A 12632-nucleotide genomic window follows, 5' to 3' on the forward strand; every position below is an offset into this window, starting at 1 on the left:
CGCTAAGCGCGTGGTAACCCCGGGTTGCGAAAGGGGCCTTTGCCCATGAACGAAGTTGCATCGCTCGAACATCCGGTCGCCGACCCCGCGCCCGAGCCCGATCGCGGGCTCGCCGTGGTGTCGATCGCCAAGGCCTATGACAAGCGAGTGGTGCTGACCGACGTGTCGCTGTCGGTCGCGCGCGGCGAAGTCGTCGGGCTGCTCGGCCCCAATGGCGCCGGCAAGACGACCTGCTTCTATTCGGTGATGGGACTGGTGAAGCCCGATTCGGGCCGCATCATGCTCGATAACGAGGATATCACCTCGCTTCCGATGTATCGCCGGGCGATCCTGGGACTGGGCTATCTGCCGCAGGAAACTTCGATCTTCCGCGGCCTTTCGGTCGAAAACAACATTCTCGCCGTGCTCGAACTGGCCGAGCCCGACAAGGAAGCGCGGCAGAAGCGGCTCGAAACCCTGCTCGATGAATTCGGGCTCACCCGGCTGCGCGATTCGCCGGCGATGGCGCTTTCGGGCGGCGAGCGCCGCCGCGCGGAGATCGCCCGCGCACTGGCCGCCGATCCGTCGATCATGCTGCTCGACGAACCCTTTGCGGGCATCGATCCGATTTCGATCGCCGACATTCGCGATCTGGTGATCGACCTCAAGGGCCGCGATATCGGCGTGCTGATCACCGACCATAATGTCCGCGAAACGCTCGACATCGTCGATCGCGCCTACATCATCTATGACGGCCGCGTGCTGTTCGCCGGATCGCCGTCAGAACTTGTCGCCGACGCCAATGTGCGGCGGCTGTATCTCGGCGAGGGATTCTCGCTCTGACCATGATCGCGGCGCGCCTTTCACCCTTGCGGGAGCCTGACGCGGCATGAGTCTCGCGCCGCGCCTCGACCTGCGCCAGTCGCAGTCCTTGGTGATGACGCCGCAGCTTCAGCAGGCGATCAAGCTGCTGGCGCTTTCCAATCTCGAAATCGAGGCCTTCATCGCCGAGGAGGTCGAGCGCAATCCGCTGCTCGACAATGGCAGCAGCGAAGAGGGCGGCGAACCCGAGAACGCAGCCGACGCGGAGCCCCTGCGCGACGGCCCGGCCGACAGCGACGAATTGCTGATGACCGGCGCGGGATCGGGCGAGGCGGGCCTCGATGTCGATTTCGAGACCGAAAGCTTCCATCACGACAGCGCGGCCGACAGCATCGGCGGGCTTGACGGCGGTCTGGCCGCGGGCGGCACGGCCGGCGGTGGCATGTCCGAGGACGGACCCGATTTCGAGAACATCACGTCCGACAGCATCGCGCTGGCCGACCATCTGACGGCGCAGGCGGGCACTGCGCTATCCGGCCCCGAGCTGTTCATCGCCCAGCATCTGATCGACCAGATCGACGAAGCGGGCTATCTCTCGGTTCCGCTGCTCGATATCGCCAATCGGCTCGGCGTGCCGCTGGGACAGGTCGAGGAAGTGCTGGAAGTCATTCAGAGCTTCGATCCCACCGGAGTCGGCGCGCGCAATCTCGCCGAATGCCTCGCGCTGCAGGCGAAGGAAGCCGATCGCTACGATCCCTGCATGGAACGGCTGATCGACAATCTCGATCTGGTCGCACGCGGCGATCGCGCCCGGCTGAAACGCATCTGCGGCGTCGACGACGAGGATCTGTCGGACATGATCCGCGAATTGCGCAATTACGACCCCAAGCCGGGCTGCCGTTACGGCGGTGACCCCGTGCCTGCAGTGACGCCTGACGTCTTCGTCGCGCGGCGCGGCGAGGGCTGGGCGATCGAGATTAATTCGGCGACGCTGCCGCGCCTGCTGGTCAATCGCACCTATTATGCCGAGCTTTCCGGCCCCGCCAAACAGGACAAGGCCTCGCGCGCCTGGCTTTCCGATTGCCTCGCCAGCGCCAACTGGCTGGTCAAGGCGCTCGACCAGCGCCAGCGCACGATCATCAAGGTCGCGACCGAGATCGTGAAGCAGCAGGAAGCCTTTTTCCTGAAGGGCGTCGCGCATCTCAAGCCGATGACGCTGCGCCAGGTGGCCGATGCGATCGAAATGCACGAATCGACGGTCAGCCGGGTGACCAGCAACAAATATCTCAGCTGCGCGCGCGGTCTGTTCGAACTCAAATATTTCTTCACCTCCGCCATCCAGTCCTCAGATGGCGGCGACGCGGTTTCGGCAGAGGCAGTGAAGAGCGCGATCAGGGCACTGATCGCAGTGGAGAATCCCAAGAAAATCCTTTCCGACGATACACTTGTCGAAATGCTGCGCGCGCAGGGCTTCGACATTGCCCGCCGCACCGTCGCCAAATATCGCGAGGCGATGGGCATTGGCAGTTCGGTCCAGCGGCGCCGGCAAAAGGCCCTGGAAGGCGTGAACTGACCTGACCGCCCGATGTTTGCCGTGCGGGAAGGTTGACCCCGCCGCCACGGCTCCTATTGCCATGCGACAAAATGTCCCTTTCTCCAGACAGAATGCGGCGGCGGCTGCGCGTGTTGTGGCGCAGGCGCGCACAGCCGGAGGCGGCTGCGCAGATGCGCATGATGCGCCGTCGAATCGCGACCGTGGCGGGCGCGATCCTGCTCGGCATCGTCGCGCTGATCTTCGCCGAGGTCGCCGACAGCGCGCATGACCTGTTCCTCTCGCTTGCGGGAAGCTGGCCCTGGCTGCCGGTCGTCCTGACGCCCGCCATCTTCGCCGCCGTGGTCTACGCCACGCGCCGCTGGGCAGAAGAGGCGGCGGGCTCCGGCATTCCGCAAGTGATCGCGGCGGGACGGACATCGGACAAGGCGCTGGCGAACCGGATGCTTTCGGTGGTGACAGCCGGCAAGAAGCTGGTGCTGACGGTCGCGATGCTGCTGGGCGGCGGATCGGTGGGCCGCGAAGGCCCGACGGTGCAGGTGAGCGCGGCGATCATGGTGTGGATTCACAGGCTGCTCCGCGTGCCGATCACTGCCGGCGTGCTGATCGCGGGCGGCGCGGCGGGCGTCGCGGCGGCGTTCAATACGCCGCTCGCCGGAGTCGCCTTCGCGATCGAGGAACTGGCCGCCGCCTATGAACAGCGAATCGCCGTGCTGGTGATGGGCGCGGTGATGATTGCCGGCCTGGTCAGCCTCGGCATCGCCGGCGACTATGTCTATTTCGGCGAAATGGGCGGCACGCTGCCGCTGCATGTGGTGCTGATGGCAGCGCCGGTTGCCGGTGTGGTCGGCGGCGCGCTCGGCGGGCTGTTCTCGCGCGTTGTGCTGCGCTTCAGCCGTACGACCACGGGCGTTTTCGGACTCTCGCACCGCCGCCCGGTGCTGTTTGCGGCGGCATGCGGCCTGATCGTCGCGGTGATCGGCATCGCCACCGGCGGCTCCACCTGGGGCACCGGCTATGCAACGACCCGCGAGCTGGTCGAAGGCGGCGATGCCTCGCTCTGGTTCGGTCCGGCCAAGCTGTTGACGACGCTTGCAACGATGCTGAGCGGTGCCCCCGGCGGCATTTTCGCGCCGTCGCTCGCGGTCGGTGCCGGCATCGGCAATTTCCTGAAAGAGCTGTTTCCCAATGATTCGGCCGGCGCGATCATCCTGCTCGGCATGGCGGCCTATTTCGTCGGCGTGATTCGCGCGCCGTTTACCGCCGTCATCATTCTGTCGGAGACCACGGCCAGCCGCGGCATGATCCTGCCGATGTTCGCCACCGCGCTGATCGCCGAGGCAGTGAGCGCGCTGGTCTGTCGCGAGCGGCTTTATTCGGCGCTCGCGCGCGGTTTCCTTGCCAAATCGGAGCCGCCGGTCGAGCTCAAGCACTGACGCGAACGGTCAGTCGTCCTCGTCTTCATACCCGGCAAGGTCGAGCGCCCGTGCGCGAATCTGATGCAGCCCGCACCAATGCACCAGCGCATCCTCGCGGCCATGTGTCACCCACACCTCGCGCGGGGCGATTTCGCGGATCGTGTCGGTCAGTTCGTCCCAGTCGGCATGATCGGACAGGATGATCGGAAGTTCGACATTGCGTTGCCGCGCGCGCTGGCGCACCCGCATCCAGCCCGATGCCATCGCCGTCACCGGATCGGGCAGCCGCCGCGACCAGCGATCATTGAGCGCCGAGGGCGGGGCGAGGATGAGGCGTCCCCGCAATTCCTCTTTCGCCTCGCCGGTCGCCGGGCGCAGATCGCCCAGATCGACGCCCTGTTCGACATAGAGGTCGCACAGGCGCTGGAGCGCGCCGTGAATATAGATAGGATCGTCATACCCCATCGCGCGCAGTTCGGCGATCACCCGCTGCGCCTTGCCGAGCGCGTAGGCGCCGAGCAGCACGCAGCGTTCGGGCTCGGCGCGTAATCGCGCGAGCAGTTTGTCCAGTTCGTCATGCGTTTCGGGATGTCGGAATACCGGCAGACCGAAGGTCGCTTCGGTGATGAACACGTCGCACGGCGCCGGCTGAAACGGCGCGCAGGTGGGATCGGGGCGGCGCTTGTAGTCGCCCGAGACGATCACGCGCTCGCCGCGATGTTCGAGCAATATCTGCGCTGATCCCAGCACATGGCCCGCAGGAAGGAAGGTAACGTCCACCTCCCCCATCCGCAGTGTTTCGCCATAGGCCACCGGCACGCCCGCCTGATCGCCGTAGCGCACGCCCATGATCGCCAGCGTCCCGGGCGTGGCATGCACCTGCCCATGCCCGCCGCGCGCGTGATCGGCATGGCCATGCGTCACCAGCGCGCGCGGCACCGGGCGCGAAGGATCGACCCATGCATCGGCGGCGGGGATGTAAATCCCTTCGGCGCGCGGCTCGATCCAGTCTCCCAATGCCATCCTAATCATATGGCGATGCGCGCCTCGCGCTTCCAGTCGCGCCCTTTGCAACGTGCCGGGAGGCGCCTTACCTCAGGCACCGAAAGGAAGTGGTGCGCGATTTGAACGACAGTCCCGACGCGGCACTACCCGAAGCGATCGCGCGCTGGTTCGCGAGCCGGGGCTGGGCGCCGCGCCGCCATCAGCGCGACATGCTCGCCGCGGCGCGCGCCGGGCGCCATGCGCTGCTGGTCGCGCCCACCGGCGCGGGCAAGACACTCGCCGGGTTCCTTCCCAGCCTGGTCGAACTGACCGAGGCTCCGACCGATCGGCTGCACACGCTCTATATCTCGCCGCTCAAGGCACTCGCCACCGACGTGCAGCGCAATCTGCTGACGCCGATCGGCGAAATGGAGCTGCCGATCCGAGTCGAGACGCGCACCGGCGACACGTCGCACGATCGCCGCACCCGCCAGCGCGCGCGGCCGCCCGAAATATTGCTGACGACGCCCGAGAGCCTCAGCCTGATGCTTTCCTATGAGGACAGTTTCCGGCTGTTCGCCGACCTGAAGACGGTCGTCATCGACGAAATCCACGCCTTCGCCACCGGCAAGCGCGGCGACCTGCTGGCGCTGGCGCTCGCGCGGCTGCAAGCCATCGCACCCGGCTTTCGCCGCGTCGGCCTCTCGGCAACCGTCGCCGATCCCGACGGCTATCGCGCCTGGCTCGCACCGCATGGCGATATCGACACCGTCGCGCTGGTCCAGGGCGAGAAGGGCGCCGATCCCGATATCGCGATCCTGCTGCCCGAAGGCCGCGTGCCGTGGAGCGGCCATTCGGGCCGCTATGCCGCCGGACAGGTGATGGCGGAGATCGAGACGCACCGCACCACGATCGTCTTCTGCAACACGCGCGGGCTTGCCGAGCTGATCTTTCAGGATCTGTGGAAGGTCAATCGCATGAGCCTGCCGATCGGCGTCCATCACGGCAGCCTGAGCCTTGAGGCGCGGCGCAAGGCCGAGGCGGCGATGGCCGACGGGCGACTGCGCGCGCTGGTCGCCACTGCCAGTCTCGATCTCGGTGTCGACTGGGGCGACGTTGATTGCGTCATCCAGATGGGCGCGCCCAAGGGAAGCTCACGCCTGCTCCAGCGGATCGGTCGCGCCAATCACCGGCTCGACGAACCGAGCGAAGCGGTGCTCGTTCCCGGCAACCGCTTCGAATATCTCGAAGCGCGCGCCGCGCTCGACGCCGTGGAAGACGGCGAGCTCGACCGCGGCGATTTCCGCCCCGGCGGGCTCGATGTGCTCGCGCAGCATGTCATGGCCTGCGCCTGCGCGGCGCCGTTCGAAGCCGGTGCGATGCTGCACGAAGTCCGTTCGGCCCTGCCCTATTCGGCGCTCACCGACGAAGCGTTCGACCGCGTGCTCGGCTTCATCGCCGATGGCGGCTATGCGCTGCGCGCCTATGACCGGTTCAAGCGGTTGACCAAGGGACAGGACGGGCTGTGGCGCCTCAGCCGCCCCAAATTCGCCGCGCAGCATCGCCTGAACGCCGGGATCATCGTCGAGGCGCCGATGCTCGACGTGCGGTTCCGCAACGGCCGCAAGCTCGGCAAGGTCGAGGAAATGTTCGCCGCTTCGCTGTCGCCCGGCGATACCTTCTTCTTCGCCGGCGTCGCGCTCGAAGTCGAAGGGGTGAAGGATACCGATCTCGTCGTCCGCGCCACCAGCCGCCCCGCGCGGGTGCCGAGCTATATGGGTCTGCGGCTCGCAATGACGACCAACCTTGCCGATCGCGTGCGCGGCTTCCTCGCCGATCCGGGCCAATGGGCGCGCTTTCCCGACGATGTGCGCGAATGGCTCGAAGTGCAGCGATTGCGCTCGGCGCTTCCCAAGCCAGGACAGTTGCTCGTCGAGACCTTCCCGCACGAGGGGCAGCATCACCTCGTCCTCTACAGTTTCGAAGGCTGGAACGCGCATCAGTCGCTCGGCATGCTGGTGACGCGGCGGATGGAGGCGTTGGGGCTCAAGCCCATCGGCTTCGTCGCCAATGACTATGCGCTCGCCTGTTACGGGCTCGAGCCGGTCACCGATCCGGCGGCGCTGCTCTCGCCCGATATTCTCGAACATGAATTCGTCGACTGGGTGCAGGGATCGGCGCTGTTGAAGCGCGCCTTTCGCGATGTCGCGGTGATCGGCGGGCTGGTCGAGCGCCAGCATCCCGGCAAGCGCAAGACCGGGCGCCAGGTCACCTTTTCGACCGATCTGATCTACGACGTGCTGCGCAAATACGAACCCGATCACTTGCTGCTGCGCGCCGCCTGGGCGGATGCGCGCGCGCGGATGACCGATGTCGGGCGGCTCGGCGACCTGCTCGATCGCGCGCAGGATACCATGCTGCATGTCGATCTGCCCCGCGTCAGCCCGCTTGCGGTGCCGGTGCTGATCATGATCGGACGCGAGAATGTCACCCAGGCCGCGACCGAGGACGCGATGCTGGCGGAGGCCGCGACGCTCGCCGCCGAAGCGATGCGACTGGACTAGCGCCTCGGCGCGCGCCATCACCCCCCCCGGCGAAAACGGGGGAATGCCGATGGATTGGGCAAGCCAGATCACCGAGAATTTGCTGGCGGCGGTGGCGCTGGGGCTGTCGCTGGTCAGCCTGATCGTCTCGCTCACCACCTATTTTTTCACCGAAGCACGCGAGCAGCGCGTGGAGAAATCGGCCGCCTATCTCGATCTGGAGGTCCAGTCCGGCGTCGCCTTCCAATATGCCGCCACCAATGCCGAGCTGATGGATCCGCTGCGCAAGCCCGAGCGGCCCGCAAGTCTTCCGAAAGGCGCCGAATTCCGGCGCGCGTGTGAAACCACGCTCAACCTCTATTTCCAGTCGCTCAACCTGTTCGAAGTATGCGCGCGCTTCCGCCGCCAGCTGATCATCGCGCCCGAAGTCTTCGCCAGCTGGGTCGCCTGGTTCTACGAGATCCAGGACGACTGGTATTTCCGCGAAATGTGGCCCGCCGAGATCCGAACCAATTATACCGACGATGTCCGCGCCATTTTCGATGTCGGCTGCGCGATCTTCGCCTCGCCATTGGATCAGGAGCGGCGCGAGGAAGCATTCTATGCCGCGGTCGCGGAAATTATGGATTGCCGCGTGATTCGCGGCTGGCTGGACCGGCTCGACACGCCGGTTCGATGGGAGACGCTGAAATCGCACACGCAATTCGCCTGAGCTGGGACAAGAGCGAGAGCACTACGCGCGCCGCAGCCGCCTTTGCCGGCGACGTGATCGCGCGCGATCCAGCATATATCAGCCACGGCGAGATACAGACCGGGCTGGCGATCGACGCGCGGCATTGGGAACCCGATCTCGCGGCGCGCTATGCCGCCGACTTCGCCGAACTGGGCGCGGAGCGCGACCTGCTGGTCGCGCGCGACCAAGACGGCGACATTCGCGGCATCGCGGTTCTTGCCTGGGAGGAAACGCGCCGCCGCCGCTTTGCGGTGCTTGAGGACATGGCAGTCGATCCCGCGATGCGATCCAGCGGAATCGGGGCGCGGATGCTGGAGGAGGTCGAGAACCGTGCACGTGCGCGCGACGTCGACTGGCTGTTCCTCGAAAGCGGCCTCGGCAACGAAGGCGCGCATCGCTTTTTCGAGCGGGAGGGCTTCGAGACCGTGTCCAAGGTGTTCGTCAAGCGACTCTAGGCCGCGGCGCCCGGACAATGTCAGACGGCTTCCGGCCCCAGATCGCCGAGTACATGGGTGCAGAGCTGCCGTTCGGGCGTGTCGTCTTCGGTGAGCGCCGCGACGGTTACCCACCCCTGCGCGCGCAGCGCCCGCGCCGTTTTCGCGTCGGTGCCATAGGGCAGGAACAGCCGTTCGCGTTTGATGACGCCCAGCCCCGCATCGAGCACCGGATCGACATAGAGGGAAAAGCCGACCGCGGGTTCCTCACCGCCGTCCTCGCGCAGCACCATGTAACTGCCGCCGCGCCCGATTTCGTTGCGCACGCCGCCGGCGAACAGCGAGAAGCCGAGCCAGCTCTGATATTCGAAGCCGTGGCGTTCGGTGGGATCGAGCGTCAGCGCGGCATGCGGGTGCACGCTCGCGGCGATTTCGGCAAGTCCGTCGAGGCGGCTGGCGAGCAACCCCTCGCTGTCGAATTCGCGCAGCCGGGCCATCGCCGTATCGAACGGTCCGGCGGCTTCTATCAGCGAAAGGAAGCGCGAATCGATCGCGGCGACACCGCCCGCATCCTTGGCGTCGAGCCGCTCGGCAAGCTGCGTGAGCGCGTCGGGCGACAGCGTATCGCCTGCGAGCACCGACAGCAGATCGGGCAGCGTGAAGTCGATCGCCAGCTTCTCGATACCCGCCGCCTGCAAGGCTTCAACCGCAACGGCCGCCACTTCACGCGCGGCGGCGACGCTGTCGAGCCCAACAAGCTCGGCGCCGATCTGACGCATCGCGCGTTCGGGGCGCAGTTCGCTCGCGCGCAGCTTGAGCACCGCCCCGGCATAGGAAAGCCGCACCGGGCGCGGATGATGGCCCATCCGCGTCGCCGCGATCCGCCCGACCTGCGCAGTGATGTCCGGCCGGATCGCCAGCGTGCGCTGCGACACCGGATCAACGAAGCGGACGGCCTGCTCCATTCGCCCGGCCTTGAGCCGTCCGGCAAGCGAATCGGCGAATTCGGCAAGCGGCGGATCGACCTGTTCATAGCCATAGCCGCGCGCGACGCGCAGCACCTCGGCCTCCAGCCGCGACGCGGCATCGGCCGTCGGCGGCAGGCGATCGTGAAACCCTTCGGGGAGCAGTCCGGTCATGGCCTGTGCACTAAAACTCCGTTGGGGCTGAGCCTGTCGAAGCCCCGTCTTTCTCTTGCGAACGCGCTAGAATAAGGACGGCACTTCGACAAGCTCAGTGCAAACGGCTTATTTTTGGCGAACCGTTAGAACCCCAGACCCATCGCCGTCCGCACGCCCGGCAGCGTACGGATTCGGGCGATCAGGTCGCTCGTCACTTCATGGTCGACCGAAAGCAGCAGGATCGCCTCCCCACCCGACTCGCGGCGACCGAGATGGAACGTGCCGATATTAATCCCCGCTTCGCCGAGTGTCGTGCCGAGGCGGCCGATGAAGCCCGGCGCGTCCTCGTTGACGATATACAGCATGTCGCCGGCCAGATCGGCCTCGACCTTGATCCCGAACAGTTCGACCAGCCGCGGCTTGGCATCACCGAACAATGTGCCAGCGACCGAGCGTTCGCCGGCATCTGTGCTGACCGTCACGCGTACCAACGTATGATAATCGCCTTCACGCTCGTGCCGCACTTCGCGCACGTCGAGCCCGCGCTCCTTGGCGAGGAACGGCGCGTTGACCATGTTCACCGTGTCGGAATAGCGTTTCATCAGCCCCGCGAGCACCGCGCCGGTGATCGGCTTCTGGTTCAGTTCGGCGGCGGCGCCTTCGACTTCGATCGCGATTGAATCGAGCGCCCCGTGCGCGAGCTGGCCGACCAGCGAACCCAGCTTCTCGGCAAGCGCCATATAGGGTTTCAGCCGCGGCGCTTCCTCGGCCGAAAGGCTCGGCATGTTAAGCGCATTGGTGACGCCGCCCGAGAGCAGATAGTCGGAAAGCTGCTCGGCGACCTGAATCGCGACGTTCACCTGCGCCTCGCTGGTCGATGCGCCGAGATGCGGCGTCGAAATGAAGTTGGGCGTGCCGAACAGCGGGCTTTCCTTGGCCGGCTCGGTCTTGAACACGTCGAGCGCGGCGCCCGCGATATGGCCGCTGTCGAGCCCTTGCTTGAGCGCGTCTTCGTCAACCAGCCCGCCGCGCGCGCAATTGATGATGCGCACGCCCTTCCTGGTCTTGGCGAGATTCTCCGCCGACAGGATGTTGCGCGTCTGATCGGTCAGCGGCGTGTGCAGCGTGATGAAATCGGCGCGTGCGAGCAGCGTGTCGAGATCGACTTTCTCGACGCCCATTTCGATCGCGCGCTCGGGGGTGAGGAAGGGATCATAGGCGACCACCTTCATCTTGAGCCCAAGCGCGCGGCTGGCGACGATCGAACCGATATTGCCCGCGCCGATCAGGCCGAGCGTCTTGCCGGTCACTTCGACGCCCATGAACTTGCTCTTTTCCCATTTGCCCGCCTGAGTCGAGGCGTCGGCTTCGGGAATCTGGCGGGCGAGCGCGAACATCATCGCGATGGCATGTTCGGCGGTCGTGATCGAATTGCCGAACGGCGTGTTCATCACCACGACGCCCTTGGCGCTGGCGGCGGGGATATCGACATTGTCGACGCCGATCCCGGCGCGGCCGATGACCTTCAAATTGGTCGCCGCCTCGAGAATCTCCTTGGTGACCTTGGTCGAACTGCGGATGGCGAGGCCGTCATAGTCGCCGATGATGGCTTTGAGCTCTTCGGGCGTCTTGCCGGTGATTTCGTCCACTTCGATGCCGCGCGCACGGAAAATCTCGGCGGCCTTGGGGGACATTTTGTCGGAAATCAGAACCTTGGGCATTTCGGGAACCTTTCGTCGCCCCTGCGCAGGCAGGGGCCTATCGCTGTTCGATGCGCATGGCCGGCTGACACAAAGGCTGTGGGAATTGTGTCAGCGGCCGGCGATGCAATGTGAAGACATGGGCCCCTGCCTTCGCAGGGGCGACGGAATTCAGCCGGCCTTGGCGGCGGCGTAGGCCCAGTCGAGCCAGGGGCCGAGCGCTTCGATATCAGCGGTGTCGACTGTCGCGCCGCACCAGATGCGCAGTCCCGGCGGCGCGTCGCGATAGCCGGCGACGTCGAGCGCCGCGCCTTCCTTTTCGAGCAGCGACGCCATCTTCTTGATCAAATCGGTATCGGCGCCCTCGACGGTGAGGCAGACGCTGGTCTTCGACCGGATGCCACTGTCAGCGGCGAGATGACCGAGCCAGTCGCGCTCCGCCACGATCTTGTCGAGCGCATGCGCATTGGCGTTCGATCGTGCGATCATGCCGGGCAGGCCGCCGACCGACTTGCCCCATTCGAGCGCGAAGATCGCGTCTTCGACCGCCAGCATCGAGGGCGTGTTGATCGTCGCGCCGGAGAAGATGCCGTCGTTGAGCTTGCCGCTTTTGGTCAGGCGGAACACCTTGGGCAGCGGCCATGCGGGCGTGTGGCTTTCCAGCCGCTCGACCGCACGCGGGCCGAGGATCAGGACGCCATGACCGCCCTCGCCGCCCAGCACCTTCTGCCACGAGAAAGTGGCGACATCGATCTTGTCCCACGGAATGTCATAGGCGAACACCGCGCTGGTCGCGTCGGCGAAGGCCAGGCCTTCGCGATCGTCGGCGATCCATTCGCCATCGGGAACGCGCACGCCGCTGGTCGTCCCGTTCCAGGTGAACAGCACGTCGCTCGACCAGTCGACGCTGTCGAGATCGGGAAGCTGGCCGTAATCGGCGCGCAGCACCGTCGGTTCGAGCTTGAGCTGCTTGACGGCATCGGTGACCCAACCTTCACCGAAGCTTTCCCAGGCAAGCGTCGTCACGTCGCGCGCGCCGAGCATCGTCCACATCGCCATTTCGAAGGCGCCGGTATCGGAGCCGGGAACGATGCCGATATGGTGCGTGTCGGGCAGGCCCAGCATCTCGCGCATCAAGTCGATGCAATAGGCGAGGCGGCTTTTGCCGAGTTTGGACCGGTGCGAGCGGCCGAGCGACTCGGTGGCGAGTTTCTCAGGCGACCAGCCGGGAGGCTTGGCGCAGGGACCGGAGGAAAAATAGGGACGCGCCGGTTTGACGGCGGGTTTCGCGGACGCACCGGTGGCGTCGGCAACAGTAGAATCAGTCATGTCAGTCTCTCCTTGCA

General features: G+C 65.9%; 10 protein-coding genes. 6 read left to right on the plus strand and 4 right to left on the minus strand.

Annotation, left to right across the window (positions count from 1 at the left end; all coding sequences use genetic code 11):
• Positions 1-45: 45 nt before the first annotated feature.
• The 3 genes from lptB to G5C33_RS00595 all read left to right on the plus strand — a co-directional run bounded on the left by lptB (position 46) and on the right by G5C33_RS00595 (position 3789).
• Positions 46-822 (plus strand): LPS export ABC transporter ATP-binding protein, encoded by a 777-nt coding sequence (gene lptB, locus G5C33_RS00585; RefSeq protein WP_165325434.1) that lies wholly within the window; start codon positions 46-48, stop codon positions 820-822.
• 46 nt (positions 823-868) lie between these two features.
• A complete protein-coding gene (rpoN, locus tag G5C33_RS00590; protein WP_165325435.1) occupies positions 869-2374 on the plus strand; it encodes an RNA polymerase factor sigma-54 in 1506 nt (501 codons plus the stop codon).
• Positions 2375-2466: 92 nt separating this feature from the next.
• Positions 2467-3789, plus strand: coding sequence for a chloride channel protein (locus G5C33_RS00595; RefSeq protein ID WP_228275144.1), 1323 nt, complete (start codon positions 2467-2469; stop codon positions 3787-3789).
• A gap of 9 nt (positions 3790-3798) precedes the next feature.
• Here the strand turns inward: G5C33_RS00595 and G5C33_RS00600 are convergent, their stop codons facing one another.
• Positions 3799-4794, minus strand: a complete 996-nt coding sequence (locus tag G5C33_RS00600; RefSeq protein ID WP_165325437.1) for a ligase-associated DNA damage response exonuclease — start codon at positions 4792-4794, stop codon at positions 3799-3801.
• A gap of 137 nt (positions 4795-4931) precedes the next feature.
• On the opposite strand from G5C33_RS00600, the gene G5C33_RS00605 reads away from it, so the two are divergent.
• Genes G5C33_RS00605 through G5C33_RS00615 form a run of 3 tightly spaced genes read left to right on the plus strand, consistent with a single transcriptional unit; the run spans position 4932 to position 8486 of the window.
• Positions 4932-7319 carry a ligase-associated DNA damage response DEXH box helicase gene (locus G5C33_RS00605; protein ID WP_165328625.1) on the plus strand — a complete coding sequence of 796 codons (2388 nt, stop codon included), beginning with the start codon at positions 4932-4934 and terminating at the stop codon, positions 7317-7319.
• Between the two features lie 49 nt (positions 7320-7368).
• On the plus strand, positions 7369-8010 hold the full coding sequence (locus tag G5C33_RS00610; RefSeq protein WP_165325438.1) for a hypothetical protein: 642 nt from the start codon (positions 7369-7371) through the stop codon (positions 8008-8010).
• The gene (locus tag G5C33_RS00615) at positions 7974-8486 is read left to right on the plus strand and encodes a GNAT family N-acetyltransferase (protein WP_165325439.1); all 513 of its coding nucleotides are present in this window, start codon (positions 7974-7976) and stop codon (positions 8484-8486) included. Before G5C33_RS00610 ends, G5C33_RS00615 begins: the two co-directional genes overlap by 37 nt.
• Positions 8487-8506: 20 nt before the next feature.
• On the opposite strand, the gene G5C33_RS00620 is transcribed toward G5C33_RS00615, so the two are convergent.
• The 3 genes from G5C33_RS00620 to G5C33_RS00630 all read right to left on the minus strand — a co-directional run bounded on the left by G5C33_RS00620 (position 8507) and on the right by G5C33_RS00630 (position 12615).
• Entirely contained in the window at positions 8507-9604 is a 1098-nt protein-coding gene (locus tag G5C33_RS00620) for an ATP phosphoribosyltransferase regulatory subunit (RefSeq protein ID WP_165325440.1), read from the minus strand.
• A 125-nt stretch (positions 9605-9729) separates the two neighbouring features.
• The gene (serA, locus tag G5C33_RS00625; RefSeq protein ID WP_165325441.1) at positions 9730-11307 is read right to left on the minus strand and encodes a phosphoglycerate dehydrogenase; all 1578 of its coding nucleotides are present in this window, start codon (positions 11305-11307) and stop codon (positions 9730-9732) included.
• Positions 11308-11457: 150 nt separating this feature from the next.
• Complete coding sequence (locus G5C33_RS00630) at positions 11458-12615, minus strand: phosphoserine transaminase (protein ID WP_165325442.1); 1158 nt, start codon at positions 12613-12615, stop codon at positions 11458-11460.
• Between the last annotated feature and the right edge of the window lie 17 nt (positions 12616-12632).

This window comes from Sphingosinithalassobacter tenebrarum (assembly GCF_011057975.1).
Classification (GTDB): domain Bacteria; phylum Pseudomonadota; class Alphaproteobacteria; order Sphingomonadales; family Sphingomonadaceae; genus Sphingomonas; species Sphingomonas tenebrarum.